The sequence below is a fragment of the Gammaproteobacteria bacterium genome (assembly GCA_009838035.1).
Taxonomy (GTDB): Bacteria; Pseudomonadota; Gammaproteobacteria; order Steroidobacterales; family Foliamicaceae; genus Foliamicus.
In genome coordinates, this window is record VXSK01000006.1 from 40,669 (window position 1) to 57,809 (window position 17,141).

The window sequence follows — 17,141 nt, forward strand, 5'->3', positions numbered from 1 at the left end:
GCCCGGTGCGTATGCACCCCCGGAAAGACGGTGGTATAGTGCGTGGCGATTCGTCGGGTGAACGGGAAGCCGGTGCAATTCCGGCGCTGCCCCCGCAACGGTAATCGAGTCAAACGCCGCTCACGCCAGCGTCACGCGCGTGAAGGCAGCCACTGTCTCAGGACAGGAAGGCGAGCGGCGTGGATTGCAGGACCACCTGCTGTCCGCTCGAAAGCCCGGAGACCGGCCCGAGCGAACCACGTTGGCAGCGCGGCGGGCGCGAGCGGCGTAAGGGAAATCCCTTCTGCCTGACACCCGTTCCTGCCTTGGGCAATAAATGGAACGGGAGGTTCCCATGGCCTGGATCAATTCCACAGCGGTACGCCAACTGCTGGTATCCCCATTATTTCTGCTGCTTTTCGCCGCATACGCGCATGCCCAGCCACAGGGCGAACCGGAGGAATCCGGAGACGAGGCGCCGGAGACCATCGTGGTCACGGCATCGCGCATTCCTGTTGCTTCGGAACAGGCCGGCGCATCGTTCACGGTGCTGGACGAGGAGTATCTTGACCGGCGCCAGGCGCTGACCGTGGAGGAGTTGCTGCGGGGCACTCCCGGAGTGGCCGTGAGCCGCAGCGGTGTGCTGGGATCGCTGTCGCAGGTTCGGATGCGGGGGGCGGAAGCCAATCACACGCTGGTCCTGATGGACGGAATCGAGATCGGCGATCCGGCGCTTGGCGGAGAACTCGATTTCTCGCATTTCCTGGCCGCAAACCTGCGGCGCATCGAAATCGTTCGCGGTCCCTTGAGCGCGCTTTGGGGCAGCGACGCGGTCGCCGGAGCAATCAACCTGATCAGCACGCCCGAGGAATTCGGGCGTTCGCTGAAGACTTCCGCCGAGGCCGGGCAATTCAATACGCGCAGGGGAGCCCTGAACGGGTCAGCCAGCGGCGACGGCTGGGGCGTCGGCGTATCCGTGGACCACTTGAGCAGCGACGGACAGAACATTTCCCGCTCCGGCGACGAGGCCGACGGCTACCGGAACAATACCGGCCACGTCGTCGCCCGCTTCGATCCCTCCGGACGGGTTTCATTGCGCGTCATTGCGCGCCGTTCCCAATCGGAGAGCCAGTACGACGCGACCTCGTTCCTTTCGGGCGTGCCGGCGGACTCGGACAGTTCTACGAAGCGAACCCATACCGTGGCGGGCCTGCAGGGTTCGGCGACCACGTCCGGCGGGCGCTGGACGCATCGCGCAAGCCTCACGCACACCGGCTCGGAAAACCACAACTTCGCTTCCGGGTCCGAGATCGGGGAGACCAGTGGAGACAAGTTGCATCTCAGCTACCAATCCACTTTTCTTCTCCCGCGTTTCGCACGGAACAATGGGGACGGAGGCGTATCGCCGTCCATCACGGTCGGGCTGGGGCATGAACGCGAGGACTATCTGCAACGCGCCGCGGCCTCGTTTTTCGGCGATCCCAACCGCGACCTGAGCACTCGGTCAACCGAGGCGCTGGCGGAATTCCGCCTGGACACCAGGGGCGACTGGGCGGCTGCGGCGGCATTGCGCTTGGACCGCAACAGCGACTATGACGATGCCGTGTCCTGGCGCGCCAGCGTGCTCAAGCACCTGGGCCTGGGTACCGCGCTGCACGCCGCTTACGGAATCGGCGTCAAGAACCCCACGTTTATCGAACGCTTCGGTTATTTCTCCAACTTCATCGGCAATCCCGACCTGATTCCGGAATCCTCGCGCGGATGGGAACTGGGCGTTCGCTACGGCAGCAGGACCGGCACGCTGGCCGGCAGCATCACCTGGTTCAGCGAACGGCTGGAGGACGAGATCAACGGCTTCGTGTTCGATCCGTCGTCCGGAGGATTCACGGCCGGCAACCGGCCCGGTACAAGCCGCCGACGCGGCCTCGAATTGCAGGGGCAAGCGAGCATCCTGCCCCGACTGACGCTCTATGGCGCATACACATGGCTTCGCTCACGGGAACCGGCTCCCGGCGACACCATGGTTCAGGAGCTTCGCCGGCCGCGCCATTCCGGCAGTCTGAACGCACACTACGAGATTGCCGCCCCGGCAATCGGCATCAATCTGCACCTGGCGTACACCGGCGAACAGCCGGACATCTTTTACCCGCCGTGGCCCAATCCCTCGCGCCGCGTGTCGCTGGATTCGTTCCTGCTCGCGAGCCTGACCGCATCATGGCAATCGACTTCCCGGGTGCGCTGGCACATCCGCGCGGAAAACCTCGGCGACACCCGTTTCGAGGAAGTCTATGGTTTCCGTGGGCCCGGCCGCAGCATACACTTGGGCGTGCAGTTCTCGTTCTTCGAGGAAGCGGACGGAAATTAAGCGACACGTGGGACACCGCCTTTCGAAAATCTACACGCGAACCGGCGATGCCGGCGAAACGGGCATCGACGCGAAGCGCCGTTTCCGCAAGCACCATCCGCGCATCGCCGCTTTCGGCGACCTCGATGAACTGAACGCGGCGCTGGGCCTGTTGCTGGCCGAACTTCAGCCGGGCGACATTCCCGACTTGCTGCGCGACGTACAGCAACGCCTCTTCGACACCGGCGCGGAGCTGTGCGTGGACGAGCTGAAGTCCACGTCACCGGAACACGTGCGGTCGCTCGAAGACGCCATCGACGAGCACAATCGGGAACTGCCCCCGCTCAAGGAGTTCATCCTGCCCGGCGGCGGCCCGGCCGCGGCCGCCTGCCACTTCGCCCGCGCCGTGTGCCGGCGCGCGGAACGCTCGCTATGGGCCCTGCAGGACGAGGAAGGGGGGCTGAATCCCGAGTCGCTGAAGTACCTGAACCGCCTGTCCGACCTGCTTTTCGTCCTGGCCCGGCGGCTCGCCGAAAACGAGACCGAGTGGCGCGGGACCGGACGCCGCCGCTAGTAGCCAGCTTCAAGCTCCGCCAGGGCCGCGGCGCGTGCGGCGGCGAACTCGTCGGACGGGTACCAGGACTGCATCTCGTCCGCCTGGGCTATCAGGTAGGTGGTCAGCAATCCGAAGTGCGTGTCCGCGACCATCCCGTCGAACACCCAGTCGTCGGTCAGTTCATCGCTGGGTTGATGGTAGTCCCTGGTGATGTAGGCATTGATCCGCATCCTGCCCCATCCTTCCGGCTTGCCGATGATCTCGACGCCGCCGTCCAGGTAGACGCCCGGAACGCCGACCTTCGCAAAGCTGAATTGATCGGAACGGTAGTAGTAGCCCTGGTCGGGAAACTGGTCGCCCTGCAGGGTCCTTCCGACGTACGAGGCCACATCGGCAGCGACCTGGTCGAGCGACGATTTCCCCAGGCCGATGAAGATCATGTCGCTCGCCTCGCCCCATATGCTCACGCCGTCCAGGTTGACGTTGGCTGCGATGCGCCCCGCATGGAACGTGGGATGCCGCGCGTAGTAGGCTGATCCGAGCAGCCCCTGCTCTTCCGCCCCCACCAGCGCGAACACGATCGAGCGCCGCGGCGGAGAAGGCAATCCCGCCAGCGCCTTTGCCAGCGAAAGCACCGCGGCCACGCCCGTCGCGTTATCGAAGGCGCCGTTGTAGATCACGTCCTCGCCCTCGGAAGCAGCGACGCCTTTGCCCAGGTGGTCGTGATGCGCGGTCACGACCACGGCCTCGTTCTTGAGATTCTCGTCGCATCCGGGGAGTACGCCCAGGACGTTGGCGGTTTCCACGCGCTCAAGGCCGGCCTCGAGTTCGAGGCTCGTGCTTATCCCCAGCGGCACGGGCGCGAAGTCACGGCTGCGGGCCGCCCGCACAAGCGCGTCCAGTTCGTGGCCGGCGGAGGCCAGCAACGCTCTCGCTGCGGATTCGGTGAGCCAGGCGGCGACTTCCAGGCGCGGCTCGCCTTCGGCCGGAATTTCGTACTGCGGGCCAGTCCACGAGGTTTCGACAACCTGCCAGGGATAGCCTGCCGATGGCGTCGTATGAATGATGATCGCGCCGGCCGCGCCCAGGCGGGCGGCGATCTCGTACTTGTAGGTCCAGCGCCCGTAGTAGAGACGGCGCTCGCCTGCAAACAGGCCGCGATCCCATTCGGGATCGTTGTTCAGCATGACCAGCACCTTGCCGCTCATGTCCTGCGACTTGTAGTCGTCCCATTCGTATTCCGGCGCCTGGATGCCGTAGCCCACGAATACGAGTTCGGCGTCGGCGAGCGAAGCCCGGGAGGTTTGATTGCCGACGTTGGCAACGAATTCGGCGCCCGGCGCGATGGAAGCGCCCGTCGAAAACGGCCATGCGGCGGGCAGTTCGGTCGTGACGGACACGAGCTCGAACGGCTGCTGATAGCCCTGGTCCGCACCCGGCGCGATGTTCGCCTCGGCAAGGCGCGCCTCGATCCATTCCCGCGCCATCACGTCGCCGGCGGTGCCCGGCGCCCGGCCTTCGTAGTCGTCGCTCGCCAGTTCGGCCACCACGGCCCGCAGCTCCCCACCCCGAATCAGGTGCGCGACCTGGTCCGCATAGGCCAGGGCCTCGGCGGTTTCCGTCGGACCGCAGGACTGAACGGCTTCCTCGCCCACGTCGCCGCAGGCGGACCCCAATAGGCAGAGTAAAACAATGCTTGGCACACGCATGAAGCGCACCTCAGGACTCAATGAGAGAGCGCCACGATACACGAATCGGGCATATCCCGGCTCGGATCGGCCTAGACGCCGGCGTAACGACCGCCTTCGCCGACCCAGCGGCTTATCAGCTGCTCCACCTCGGGGGCGTTCGTACGGAGCATTTCGTCGGCGATCCGCTGGGCCGGTTCGGCCAGCGCTCCGTCGCGCACCAGGTCGGCCACGCGGAACTGCAAAGCGCCCGTCTGCCGGACACCGAGGATTTCACCGGCGCCACGCAACTCCAGGTCCTTGCGGGCGATTTCAAATCCGTCGTTGGTGTTGCGCATCGTGTTGAGCCTCTCGCGGGCCATTGGTCCCAATGGCGATCGATACATCAGAACGCAGTGGCTCTTGTCCTCGCCCCGGCCCACGCGCCCGCGCAACTGGTGCAACTGGGCCAGACCGAGACGTTCGGCGTTCTCGACAATCATCAGGCTGGCCTTCGGAATGTCCACGCCCACTTCGATGACCGTCGTGGCCACCAGCACGCCCAGCCTGCCGGCGGCGAACTCCCCCATCACCCTATCGCGCTCGCGCGGCGTTGCCCGGCCGTGCAGCAGGCCGACCCGAATGTCGGGCAGCGCCTCGCTCAACTCGCGGTGGGTCGGCTCGGCCGCCTGGGACTCGATATAGTCCGATTCCTCGATCAACGGGCACACCCAGTAAGCCTGCCGTCCGGCGCCACAGGCCGCGGCCACCCGTTCGATGACCTCGTGGCGCCGCTCCTGCGAAATCAGTGCGGTATTGACCGGCTGGCGTCCGGGCGGCATGTCCCGGATGGCGGAAATGTCGAGGCCCGCATAGAAGGTCATGGCCAGCGACCTTGGGATCGGCGTGGCGGTGGTCACCAACTGGTGCGGCGCCTGCCTGCCGTCGGATCCCTTCTCCACCAGGCTCAACCGCTGATGGACTCCGAAGCGGTGCTGTTCGTCCACCACTACCAGTCCCAGCGAACGGTACCGGACGCCTTCCTGGAACAGGGCGTGCGTCCCGATGGCAAGCTGGGCATCGCCGCCGGCAAGCTCGGCCTCGAATACCCGGCGCTCGGAGCGCGACATGCCGCCGGCCAGCCAGGCCAGGCGCACGCCCAGCGGCGCAAGCCAATCCGAGAGCGTGCGCATATGCTGTTCCGCCAGCAATTCGGTGGGCGCCATGATTGCCGCCTGCCGCCCGGACTGAATGGCAGCCAGCACCGCGGCCGCGATCACCACGGTCTTGCCGCAGCCCACATCGCCCTGCAGCAGCCGCATCATCGGCACGTCTCGAACGAGGTCGGCATCGACCTGTTCGATCGCCTGCCGCTGGCCCGGCGTCAACTCGAAAGGCAGCCGGCGCAGGAAGCTCTCACGGAGCGGGCCGCGGGAGGTCAAAGGAAAAGCCTCGCGTTGCTGACCTGCCTCCCGCATCCTTCTCAAGCCCATATGCCAGGCCAATATTTCCTCGAACGCCATGCGCTTGCGGGCGGGATGTTGTCCGGACAGCAGCATTTCCAGCGCCATGCCCTTCGGCGGACGATGCACGGTGCGCAATGCGTCGTGCAGTTCCGGAAAACCGATCCCGGCCAGAAAGCGGGCCGGGATCAGGTCCGGCAAGTCGTCCAGGGCATTCTCAAGAGCGTGATCGGTCAGATTGCGAAGCCGGGTCTGGGTTACGCCCTCGGTGGAGGGATAGACGGGCGTGAGCCGATCCCGGACGGGCGTGGGATCGGATTCTTGCAGCCTTCTATACTCGGGGTGAACGATCTCGAATCCCCTGGGCCCCTGGCGAACGTCGCCGTAGCACAGCAGGCGGGTCCCGGCGCGCAGGCCCGACTGTTGCTGCCGGGTGAAGTGAAAGAAGCGCAGCGTGATTTCCGCGGTCTCGTCGCGCAGCGCGCAGAGGAGGCTCCGGCGGCGGCCCATGATGACCCGGGCGTGGGCGATCACTCCCTCGATCTGCACCCGCTGTCCGGGCTTAATCTCAATGATGGGGCGTATGCGGGTGCGGTCCTCGTAGCGGATCGGCAGCAGGAACAACAGGTCGCGGACCGTTCGCAGGCCCAGCCGCCCAAGCTTGCCGGCAATGGCAGGGCCGATGCCCGTGAGCGTAGTGAGTTTCGGGCTGCCTTCGACCGGCGGGGAGGCGGAATCGGCAGGCAACGGGCGACGTGTTCCGCTAGCGAGTCCGTACTACGGAACGACCAGAATCGCGTCGGCCTCTACCTGCGCGCCCCTGGGCAGTCCTGCCACCTCGATCGCGGCGCGGGCGGGAAAGGGCTGGGCAAACATCCCGGACATGACCTCGTTGACCAGTCCGAAATGGGCCAGGTCCACCAGGAAGACCGTGATCTTCACGGCGTCCCTGCCGAGATCGCAGCCGGCGGCCCTGGCCACCGCCGCCAGGTTGTCGAAAACCTGCCTGATCTGCTCGCCGATGTCGCCGTCAACCATTTCACCGGTCTCCGGGTCCAGCGGAATCTGCCCGGACACATAGCAGAAGCCGCCCGCGACGATGGCCTGCGAATAGGAGCCGATCGCCGCCGGAGCGCGTGACGTGTGTACAGGGGTGCGTTGCATGGTCGACTCGGGGGTCAATAATATGCCAGACAGGGTGTTAAACACGCTGCACGCGATGCACGCTGGGCAGCGTGCGTATCGCCCGGATGACCCGCGCAAGCCGATCCCTGTCCTTGACCAGCACCGACAGGAACAGCTCGGTGCTTTCCTCGGGGCGGTCCTGCATGTTCACCTGGGCGATGTTGTGGCCGGTCTCGGCCACGCGGGCGGCGACTTCCGCGAGCACGCCGGGCCTGTGATCGATATGGATACGCAGCCCGGACGGAAACTCCAGCCGGATGCGGCGTTTCCAGTTGACCGGGATCCAGCGGTCCTTGTGCTTGCGCTCGGCGCGGAAATTGCCGCAGGTGTTGCGATGGATGACGAATCCGCGCCCGCTGGACGTATGCCCCACCACTTCGTCGCCCGGAATCGGGTAGCAGCATTTGCCGTAAGTCACCACCATGCCCTCGGCGCCGGCGATGTCCACGGGCGTGAGCTTGCGGCGCCGGTCGCCGGATCGTTTCTTTCCGGGATTCATGACCACGGCCGCCGCCAGTGTCGCCAGGCGTTCCCCGAGGCCGATCTGTTCGTAAAGTTCCTGGCGGCTTGCGACCCCGAGTTCCTCGAGCGCTTCCTCAAACGGGCCGCGCCCCATCTTGCGCAGCGAAGATCCGCGGTCGGCGAGCGCCTGGTTCAACAGCACGGCGCCCACCTCGCGGGCTTCCCTCGTCTGGGTGTTCTTCAGGTAATCGAGGATGGCCGAGCGGGCCTTGGCCGTGGCGACGTATTCCAGCCAGCCGGCGTTCGGATGCGCATTGCGCGACGTGAGTATCTGCACGTTCTGGCCGTTCTTCAATTGCGAGCGCAGCGGCGTCACCTGTCCGTCCACCCGCGCGGCGACGCAGCGGTGCCCGACGTCGGTATGCACGGCATACGCGAAGTCAAGGCAGGTGGCGCCCCGCGGCAGGCGAAGGATCTCGCCCTTCGGCGTGAATACGTAAACCTTGTCGGGGAACAGGTCCACCTTTACGTGATCGTAGAACTCCTCCTCGTGGGCGGTGGCCTGCATTTCGGTAATGCGCCGCAGCCATTCCTGGGTGCGGAACTGCGCCGGGAGCACGCTCTTGTCCTCGGCCTTGTACTGCCAGTGAGCGGCGATGCCGCCCTCCGCCACGCGATGCATCTCGGGCGTGCGGATCTGAAATTCCAGCGGCATGCCTTCCGGGCCCAGCAGCACCGTATGCAGCGACTGGTAGCCGTTCACGCGCGGGATCGCGATGTAATCCTTGAACCTGCCCGGCATCGGGCGGAACAACTGGTGCGCGATGCCCAGGCACCGGTAGCAGGCGTCGATGTCCGGAACGATGATGCGCAGGCCGAAGACGTCGGCGATTTCCTTGAATGTCAGCTGCTTCTCGCGCATCTTGGTATAGATGCTGTACGCGGACTTGGCCCGGGCGGAAATGCTGCCTTCCAGGTCGGCCGATTTCAGCGCCCGCCGCAGGCGGTCCGAAACGCGCCTCAGCACCGCGCGTGGGTGCCTGGGCCGCTGGTTCAGGTGCCTGTTGATCACCCGATAACGCTGCGGCCAGGCGTAACGAAAACCCAGGTCCTCCATTTCCCGGCGAATCGTGCGTATGCCCAGGCGGTTGGCGATGGGCGCGTAGATCTCCAGCGTCTCGCGGGCGATGCGCTGCTGGCGTTCCCGGTCCAGCGCGTCCAGCGTCCGCATGTTGTGCAGCCGGTCGGCCAGCTTGACCAGGATGACGCGGATGTCGTCGACCATGGCAAGCATCATCTTGCGGAAACTGGCCGCCTGGGTTTCCGAATGACCGGCTTTCCTAAGGCGGGTCAGCTTGGTTACGCCGTCAACGATTGCGGCGACCTGCTGCCCGAAATGGTCTTCCAGATTGACCCGCAGCGTGGGCGTGTCCTCGATTACGTCATGCAACAGCGCGGCGACTATGGTTTCCGAGTCAAGCCGCAGCTGGGCGAGGATGGTGGCCACGGCGACCGGATGGGAAATGTACGGCTCGCCGGAACGCCGCCGCTGATCGTGGTGGGCGCGCGCGCCGTATTCGTAGGCCTGCCGAACCTGGTCGCGCTCGTCCTCGGGCAGGTAGTCCAGGTCGGCGAGCAGCCTGCGGATGCCGCCGCCGGATACCCGGATTTTCTGCGTGCCGGGCAGAACAACCGCCTGCTGCATGATTCTTGCCGTATCCCCGGTTACGGGATGGCGGACGCTCGGACCTTGGACTGCCGGTACAAGCGCCGGCCGTCCGACCTAATACTCGCGAACTTCTCCCGGAGTCGCGAATGCTTCCTCGACGGACCGTTCCTGCTCGTTGAGGCTCTCTTCCGTAACAAGCCCGGCCGCGATCTCGCGCAGCGCCACCACCGAGGGCTTTTCGTTCTCGCGCGGAACCAGGGGCTCGGCGCCGTTGGCAAGCCTGCGCGCGCGCGTAGCCGCCACGCGAACGAGGTCGAAAATGTTCTCGATCCGCTGCTGGCAGTCTTCTACGGTAATTCGCGCCATTGCCTTTGCTCTGTGGAGAAGTCCTTACCCGGAATTCTGCATCACTATGCCTGCCGCCGCAAGGTCCTACCAGTCGTCCGCCCCGATGAGTTCTTCGACGCGCGCCCGGTGCCTTAGGTCGGAGACCGCGTACTGCGCCCCGTCGCCCGTCAGGATCTTCGACATCCTGCGGCAGGTCTCATCAATGTCGTCATTGACGAGCACATAGTGAAAGTCGGTCCACTTCCGTACGTCGTGGCGCGCTTCGGAAAACCTCCGCTCCACCACCTCCGGCTTGTCGGTGTTGCGGCCCCTGAGGCGCTTTTCCAATTCCTCTCGGGAAGGCGGCAGAAGGAAGATGCCCTGCGCGTCGGGCTTCGCGCGGCGCACCTGCTCGGCGCCCTGCCAGTCGATTTCAAGGATTACCTGGCAGCCGCTTGCAAGTTTCTCGCTTACCTCGCGCCGGCTGGTGCCGTAGCGGTTGCCGAATACGTCCGCGTGTTCCAGAAACCCGTTATCGCCGCGGATTTCATCGAAGGCGGTATCGCTGACAAAGTAATAGTCCCGCTTGTCCTGCTCCCGTTCGCGGGGCGGACGCGTGGTATGGGAAACCGCCAGGCTGACGCCCGGATTCTCCTCGACCAAACGCTTGACGATCGTGGTCTTGCCGGTGCCCGAGGGGGCGGAAACGACAAACAGGCGGGGCGTCACAGGATATTCTGGGCCTGCTCGCGCATTTGCTCGACGAGAACCCGCATATCCACGGCTTCGTGCGTTCCGCGCGCGTCTCCCGACTTGGCGGCCAGCGTATTGGTCTCACGGCCGATTTCCTGGAGAAGGAAATTCACCCGCTTTCCGGCCGGTTCGCTGGCCTGTAGCGCGGACCGCAGCGCCACCAGGTGGGCTTCCAGCCGATCGAGTTCCTCGCTGATGTCGTAGCGCATCAGCAGCAGCGCCACTTCCTTCTCCAGGCGCTCGGCATCGACACGCACCTTGATCGCGTCAAGGCGTTCCGTCATGCGGACCATGGCCCGATCTCTCAGTTCGGGCGTGCGGGAACGGAACTTCTTGAGAATCTTGTCCATCTTGGAGCAGCGGCTCTCGATGAACTTCCTCAGCTTCCTGCCCTCGCTGGCCTGCGTCGCGCGCAAGGCGTCGGCTGCCTTGTGCAGCAACTTGCGGACCTCTCCGGACATGTGGCTCTGGTCGGCGGAATGTTCCTCGATCACGCCCGGCCAACGCATGACGTCGAGCGGGCTGACCGCCGCGGGACGGCGCATCTGCTCCGCCAGCACCCGCGCGTATCCGATGACCCGCACCGCCAGGCCGGTATTGACCTTGATCCGGTCGGCGAATTTTTCCGCCGGGCGCCAGCTCAGGCGGGCGTCAACGTGCCCGCGCCCAACGTGCGTCGCCAGCAGATTGCGTATCTCGGGCTCCATCTCGCGAAACGCGCTGGGCATGCGAACTTCGATATCCAGATGACGATGGTTGACCGACTTCAATTCCCATTGCAGCCAACCACTCTCGCTGCGGTATTCCTCTTTGGCATAGCCAGTCATGCTGCGAATCATTGAAACGGCCTTTTTCTGCCCCCGCCCAATTAATGCCGGCTAATTTTAGCGTCGGTCAGGTAGCGGAAACGAGGCCCGAATGCAAAAAGTCGCGGCCGGCGATAACATATTTGGACAGATGCGCACAAAATCCACTTCAACCGTGCGCCGTCCCAGTGGCCGTGAACCGGACCGGATGCGCACTGTCGCGTTCGAGACCGGCTACACGATCCATCCCGGCGGCTCGGTTCTCGCCCGTTTCGGCGAAACGCGCGTGCTTTGCACGGCAAGCGTGGACGCTACGGTCCCGCATTTCCTTCGCGGCAGCGGCCGCGGTTGGGTAACCGCGGAATACGGCATGCTGCCGGGATCCACGCACACCCGGAGCCGCCGTGAGGCAAGCAGCGGCCGTCAATCGGGACGAACGATGGAAATCCAGCGCCTGATCGGACGCTCGCTGCGCGCCTGCGTGGATTTTGAAGCGCTCCGCGAACACACGATCGTCGTCGATTGCGATGTCATACAGGCCGACGGCGGGACGCGTACGGCCGCAATATCCGGGGGTTGGCTGGCGCTGAGCCTGGCCTGCAGGCGGCGTTCATGGCGGCGCAGGTTCGCCCGTTTCCCGCTGCACGGCCAGGTGGCGGCGGTTTCCGTCGGACTGTATCGCGGGCTGGAAGTGCTGGACCTCGACTACGCCGAAGACTCGGAGGCCGAGGCCGACGTCAACGTGGTGATGAACGAGGCCGGGGGAATCATCGAGGTGCAGGGCACGGCCGAGGCGCACGCATTTCTGCGCGAGGAACTGGACCGCATGCTCGACCTTGCGGCCGACGGCATCAAAAAAGTCTTGGCGGCGCAGGAAGAGGCGCTCTAGAGATCCAGGGCCAGGCGGGCGCCGTCCTGAACCGCCGCCCAGATGGACCGGGGAGCGACGCAGTCTCCGATTGCGCTCACGCCGTCCGGCGAGGGGTTGGCGACCGCGCCCATGGACAGCACCAGCGCGTCGAAGGCCCCCAACTCCTTGCCGTCCGTCGTTATGGCGGTGTCGTCCCTCACCTCTTTCACGAATGTGCCGCGGCATACCTCAACGCCCGCGGATTCGAGGCGGCGGGTAACCAGGGGCAGTTCTCCCGTCAGGGACAGCTCGGGGTCGCCGAACAGGGCGCTGGCCGTGGCGACGGTCACGCCGGAAACGCCGTCCATCGCGGCCAGGTATTCCACCAGGTTGACCGCCGGCCAGTTCCCTTCCTCGTCGATCACAAGGACGCTTCCCGAGACCGACTGCTTGCCGGCCAGGATGTCGCGACCGTGAGGCAGCCGCTCTGCGCCGGGAATGCCGTCGGTCATGCGGGGCCGATTGCGCCAGAGCCAGGTCCAGCCGGGCGAGCCGCCGGTAGCCCAGACGATCTCGTTTGCATCCAGTTCCCCCGGATCACGGACCGCGGTGTTCAACCGAACCGTAACGCCCAGCCGGGCAAGTTCACTCTCCCACCACCGGAGGGCCGGCAGCATCTCCTCGCGGTGCGGGCATAAAGCGGCGAGACGCAGGGCGCCGCCGAGCTCCCCGGTGGCTTCATACAAGGTAACGGCGTGGCCGCGCTGCGCCGCTACGCGGGCGCATTCGAGTCCGGCCGGTCCGCCTCCCACGACGGCGACGTGCTTACGGCTCGGTGCCGGCGCCCTGCCGGGCAGTTCGAACTCCCGTCCCGCCGACGCATTGATGTTGCACCCCGCCGGCAATGCGAGCGTCGCGAAGCCCAGACAAACCTGGTTGCAGGACATGCAGGGACGAATGCGCTCCTCCTCGCCCCGCCGCACCTTCAAGACCCAGTCGGGATCGGCGATGAAGGCGCGGGCCATGGCCACGATGTCCGCCTGGCCGTTGGCAACGACGGCCTCGGCTTCATCGGGGCCGCGGATGCGCCCGGCCACGGTGACCGGCACCGACAGCGCCTCCGTGAAGCGCGCCGACTGCTCCGCCAGCTGGACCCGCGGATAGCCCATGGGAGAAATGGTCTCCGCAAAATTGGCGTTCGAACCGCTCATGACGCTTACGTAGTCGGTAACGCCCGCCTCGGCAATCGTTACCATGGCAGCCAGGGATTCTTCGATACCGTAGCCGTCCGGGTCGCCCGGAATGGCGTGGAAGACCGAAGTGCGCAAACCCACGGCCGCCTTTCCGGAAACTCTCTTTCTTATCGCTTCCAGAACCTCGATGACGAAGCGGCAGCGGTTCGCGACCGACCCGCCGTAACCGTCGGTCCTGTGGTTGAGCTGCGGGCTGAGAAACGAACCGAGCAGGTAGTCGGAAGCGGTCTGGACCTCGATAACGTCGATCCCGGCCCTGGCGCATCGCTCGGCCGCGTCGGCGTAATAGCCCACCATGTCCCTGATCTCGGCAACGGAAATGGCCTTGGGCACCTGGCCGATCTGCACGGAAGGAATCGCCGACGGGGCCAGCGCGACCGCGCCGCGCCCGAAAGGAACGTTGTGGCCGCCGTGCCAGAGGATGATGGACAGCCTGGATCCAGCTTCATGGACAGCCTCGGCGGTGTGGGTCAGTGGGTCGATGATCTCGTCCCGCCACAGCTCCAGTTGGCCGGTCCAGGTGAGGCTGTCGGGATGCACCGGGGCGGACTCGATACCTACCAGAGCGGCGCCTCCAAGGGCCCGCCGCACCAGGTAGGCGTGATAGCGCTCGGTAATCAGACCGGATGAATCCCCGTGCACCATGGAGTGTCCCGGAATGATCACCCGGTGATCCAGCCGCACCGGCCCCAGAGAGATGGGGGTGAAAAGGTGGGGGTAGCGATGCTCGGGAGGCGTCGCGGGATCCGGCATGCGTTCGTTTCCGGTTGGATTAGGCCGTCGGGTGCAAAGAATATCCCACCGCGCCGCCGTTAAACTTCACCGTATCGATATGTCCACTATCCGAAGCGCCGTACTAGCCTCGGGCAACCCCGGCAAGCTGCGCGAGCTGCGCGAGTTGCTCAGGGGGCATATTCGCTTGATTGACATGCGGGAACTCGCTCTTGTAGCGGCGGAGGAGACCGGTTCAAGCCTTGAGGAAAACGCCCGGCTGAAGGCCTTCGCTGCTGCCCGGCAATCCGGCCTGCCGGCGCTCAGCGACGACTCCGGCCTGGAAGTGGACGCACTCGGCGGGGCGCCCGGAATCTATTCCTCCCGCTACGCCGGAGACGATGGAAACGCCCGGGCCAATATCCGGAAACTGCTGAAGGATCTTGACGGCGTGCCGGCCGGGAACCGCACCGCCCGCTTCCGCTGCGTGCTGGTCCTGGCCATTCCCGATAACGAACAAGCGCCGCTGATTGTCGAAGGCGTCTGGGAGGGGCGCATAGCCGAGAGGGCGGAAGGGCGCCGGGGGTTTGGCTACGATCCGGTGTTCCTGGACGGGCGCACGGGCAAGTGCGCGGCGCTGATGAGCGCCACGGAAAAGGGACGGAGAAGCCATCGTGGGCTGGCGGTGCGCGAGCTGGTGCGGGCGCTGGGACGACGGGGCGCAGGGGCGGGATAATATGCCCGCCGCAAGGCAGTTATTCACACCCGGCGGAAAATCGTATTGCGCAGTTCAAATTGCGGCAACTTTCGCATAACATCTTTGTTAACCTCTTCTAAGTTATTGTAATTACGTGTCTTTCCTGAATCTGCTGAAATCTTCCCCCGCTGTGCAAAACCGCGAGAGCCAATAGAGGCAAGGGCTTCGTACGATTTTGTCCACAAAGTTATCCACATGAGCGGGAAACGGTAGCGTGACCGGAGTGACCGATGCGCCCCGATGGCCCCGGCGCGGCTACGCATGGTACGTCGTGATCCTGCTGATGGTCCTGTACCTGTGCTCGTTCCTCGACCGCAACATCATCACCCTGCTGGTCGAACCCCTGAAGCGCGACCTCGACCTGAGCGATGTCGAGATCGGCATGTTGTACGGCCTGGCCTTCGCTGCCTTCTACACCACCCTGGGCCTGTTCGCAGCCGGGATGGCCGACCTGTGGAACCGCCCTGCCGTCATTGCCGTGGGAGTCGTATTGTGGAGCCTGGCTACGGCGGCCTGCGGACTCGCAACGAACTACGCTCAGCTTTTCGTCGCCCGAATGCTGGTCGGCGTAGGCCAGGCGGCACTCTCGCCCGCCGCCTACTCGCTGATCGCCGATTACTTCCCGCCAAGAGTCCGTTTGCGGGCCACCGCCACTTATGCCGCAGGCCTTTACCTCGGTATCGGGCTGGCCACACTCACCGGGGGACTGGTCATCAACTGGGTGGCGGGCGGGGGCAGCGCCGAACTGCCCGTGATTGGCTCGCTGAGGGGCTGGCAGGTCGTCTTCATCGTCGTGGGCCTCCCGGGCGTTCTGCTGGGAGTGCTCACGCTGGCCTCGGTGCGCGAAACGGCTCGTTTCGGAGAGGCGCCCGAAGCCGGCGTCAGCGCAAGGTCGTTCGTCCGATTCCTGGGCGGGCCGCAACGGACCCTGTACCTGACCCACTTTCTGGGCTTTTCCTGCCAGGTCACCTACTCCTACAGCTTCGGCGCCTGGACGCCGTCTTTCCTGATCCGGGAATTCGGCTGGACCCAGGCCCAGACGGGCCTGGGCCTGGGCTCGGTCACGCTGGTGACAGCGCCGCTCGGCGTGTACCTGGGCAGCGTCGCGGCGCAGCGCCTTCGCCGGCGCTGGCCGCGGGACGCCGAAATTCGGGTTGCGTTCGCGATCGCACTGATCGCCCTTCCCTTCGCCGTGGCCTTTCCGTTCGCGTCCACCGCAACGCAGGCGCTGGCGCTGATCGGCGTAACGCAGTGCCTGATCAGCATGCCCTTCGGCATCTCGCCGGTGGCGCTGAACGAGGTGACTCCGAATCGGTTCCGGGCCCGAATCATCGCCGTGTACCTGTTCTGCGTAAACCTGCTCGGCCTGTCGCTGGGTCCGGTGGGTGTGGCGCTGCTGACCGAGCGGGTTTTCGGTTCGCCGGATCGACTGCCCCTGGCGCTGGCGACCATGGCAGTCTGCACCATGCCTCTCGCGGCGGTCATATTCCGGGTCTGCGCGCCCGCCTACCGCCAGGTCGCGCGGAACCGTGCCTAGTGTTGTGAGACACAACACTTAGCATGAAACGGCGAGCGCTGATACTGCTGCTTTCGCTGACGGCGCTGCTCGTCGCCGTCTGGATGCTGCCGGCGCGCGAGTGGCTGATCCAATCCACCGACTGGGCGCAGGCGCATCCGCGCATCGCCTGGGCCGGCTTCATTCTCGCCTACATCCTGGCCGCGGTGTTCATGGTTCCGGGTTCCATTCTTACCCTTGCGGCAGGCGTGCTCTTCGGTGTCGCCCTGGGCGTGGCCCTCGTGTCCCTGGCGAGCACTCTGGGCGCATGCTGCGCGTTTCTAGTGGGCAGATTCATGGCGAGGGACTGGGTCGAATCCCGGCTGGAGGCCATGCCGCGTTTCCGCGCCCTGGACCGCGCGGTGGCCCGCAGGGGTTGGCTGATCGTGCTGCTGGCGCGGCTTTCCGTCGTGATCCCCTACAACCTGCTGAACTACGCCCTGGGACTAACGAATGTGCGCTTCGGGGCCTACCTGTTCGGCACGCTCATCGGCATGCTGCCGGCCATTTTTCTCTATGTCTACCTCGGCTCCGTAGCGGGGAGCCTGGCATCCCTGGAGCAGACCGGCGCCCCGATGATTCCGCAATCGCTGTTCATTGCCGGTCTCATCGTCACGGCATTGCTGATTCTAGTGATAGCCCGCCTGACCGCCCGCGCCCTACGAAGCGAACTCGACAGAGACGGCAGCTAAGAGTTCTGCGCTTTTAGAGGCACGCCAACTGAAGCCCGTCGTTGGTCCCCCTACTCGCGGGAGCGTTGGAGTATCCATGTTGTCAAGCATGGGTATTCAGGGGGGCTTGTGG

The 17,141-nt window shown here is 65.3% G+C and carries 14 protein-coding genes and 1 riboswitch; of the genes, 6 read left to right on the forward strand and 8 right to left on the reverse strand.

Annotated elements, in window-relative coordinates; all coding sequences use genetic code 11:
- Positions 1–23: 23 nt before the first annotated feature.
- Positions 24–246: riboswitch (cobalamin riboswitch) on the forward strand.
- 70 nt (positions 247–316) lie between these two features.
- Positions 317–2,344 (forward strand): TonB-dependent receptor, encoded by a 2,028-nt coding sequence (locus F4Y72_06360; GenBank protein ID MXZ27911.1) that lies wholly within the window; start codon positions 317–319, stop codon positions 2,342–2,344.
- A gap of 7 nt (positions 2,345–2,351) precedes the next feature.
- Positions 2,352–2,897, forward strand: coding sequence for a cob(I)yrinic acid a,c-diamide adenosyltransferase (locus F4Y72_06365; GenBank protein MXZ27912.1), 546 nt, complete (start codon positions 2,352–2,354; stop codon positions 2,895–2,897).
- On the opposite strand, the gene F4Y72_06370 is transcribed toward F4Y72_06365, so the two are convergent.
- The 7 genes from F4Y72_06370 to F4Y72_06400 all read right to left on the reverse strand — a co-directional run bounded on the left by F4Y72_06370 (position 2,894) and on the right by F4Y72_06400 (position 11,244).
- A complete protein-coding gene (locus F4Y72_06370; GenBank protein MXZ27913.1) occupies positions 2,894–4,588 on the reverse strand; it encodes a M28 family peptidase in 1,695 nt (564 codons plus the stop codon). The two genes, F4Y72_06365 and F4Y72_06370, sit on opposite strands and share 4 nt — an antisense overlap.
- Before the next feature lie 71 nt (positions 4,589–4,659).
- Positions 4,660–6,756 (reverse strand): ATP-dependent DNA helicase RecG, encoded by a 2,097-nt coding sequence (gene recG / locus F4Y72_06375; protein ID MXZ27914.1) that lies wholly within the window; start codon positions 6,754–6,756, stop codon positions 4,660–4,662.
- 30 nt (positions 6,757–6,786) lie between these two features.
- Complete coding sequence (locus F4Y72_06380; GenBank protein ID MXZ27915.1) at positions 6,787–7,173, reverse strand: RidA family protein; 387 nt, start codon at positions 7,171–7,173, stop codon at positions 6,787–6,789.
- A 37-nt stretch (positions 7,174–7,210) separates the two neighbouring features.
- A complete protein-coding gene (locus F4Y72_06385; protein MXZ27916.1) occupies positions 7,211–9,361 on the reverse strand; it encodes a bifunctional (p)ppGpp synthetase/guanosine-3',5'-bis(diphosphate) 3'-pyrophosphohydrolase in 2,151 nt (716 codons plus the stop codon).
- Between the two features lie 78 nt (positions 9,362–9,439).
- Positions 9,440–9,691, reverse strand: a complete 252-nt coding sequence (rpoZ, locus tag F4Y72_06390; protein MXZ27917.1) for a DNA-directed RNA polymerase subunit omega — start codon at positions 9,689–9,691, stop codon at positions 9,440–9,442.
- A 66-nt stretch (positions 9,692–9,757) separates the two neighbouring features.
- Positions 9,758–10,381, reverse strand: a complete 624-nt coding sequence (locus F4Y72_06395; protein MXZ27918.1) for a guanylate kinase — start codon at positions 10,379–10,381, stop codon at positions 9,758–9,760.
- Positions 10,378–11,244, reverse strand: coding sequence for a YicC family protein (locus F4Y72_06400; GenBank protein ID MXZ27919.1), 867 nt, complete (start codon positions 11,242–11,244; stop codon positions 10,378–10,380). Before F4Y72_06400 ends, F4Y72_06395 begins: the two co-directional genes overlap by 4 nt.
- 118 nt (positions 11,245–11,362) lie before the next feature.
- On the opposite strand from F4Y72_06400, the gene F4Y72_06405 reads away from it, so the two are divergent.
- Complete coding sequence (locus F4Y72_06405) at positions 11,363–12,100, forward strand: ribonuclease PH (protein ID MXZ27920.1); 738 nt, start codon at positions 11,363–11,365, stop codon at positions 12,098–12,100.
- Here F4Y72_06405 and F4Y72_06410 read toward each other — a convergent pair.
- Positions 12,097–14,067 carry an NAD(P)-binding protein gene (locus F4Y72_06410; protein ID MXZ27921.1) on the reverse strand — a complete coding sequence of 657 codons (1,971 nt, stop codon included), beginning with the start codon at positions 14,065–14,067 and terminating at the stop codon, positions 12,097–12,099. The two genes, F4Y72_06405 and F4Y72_06410, sit on opposite strands and share 4 nt — an antisense overlap.
- A 79-nt stretch (positions 14,068–14,146) precedes the next feature.
- Here F4Y72_06410 and rdgB point away from each other — a divergent pair, with 79 nt between their 5' ends.
- From rdgB to F4Y72_06425, 3 genes are all read left to right on the forward strand, one after another.
- A complete protein-coding gene (rdgB, locus tag F4Y72_06415; GenBank protein ID MXZ27922.1) occupies positions 14,147–14,761 on the forward strand; it encodes an RdgB/HAM1 family non-canonical purine NTP pyrophosphatase in 615 nt (204 codons plus the stop codon).
- A gap of 235 nt (positions 14,762–14,996) precedes the next feature.
- The gene (locus F4Y72_06420; protein MXZ27923.1) at positions 14,997–16,319 is read left to right on the forward strand and encodes an MFS transporter; all 1,323 of its coding nucleotides are present in this window, start codon (positions 14,997–14,999) and stop codon (positions 16,317–16,319) included.
- 23 nt (positions 16,320–16,342) lie between these two features.
- Positions 16,343–17,029 carry a TVP38/TMEM64 family protein gene (locus tag F4Y72_06425; protein ID MXZ27924.1) on the forward strand — a complete coding sequence of 229 codons (687 nt, stop codon included), beginning with the start codon at positions 16,343–16,345 and terminating at the stop codon, positions 17,027–17,029.
- Positions 17,030–17,141: the final 112 nt, after the last annotated feature.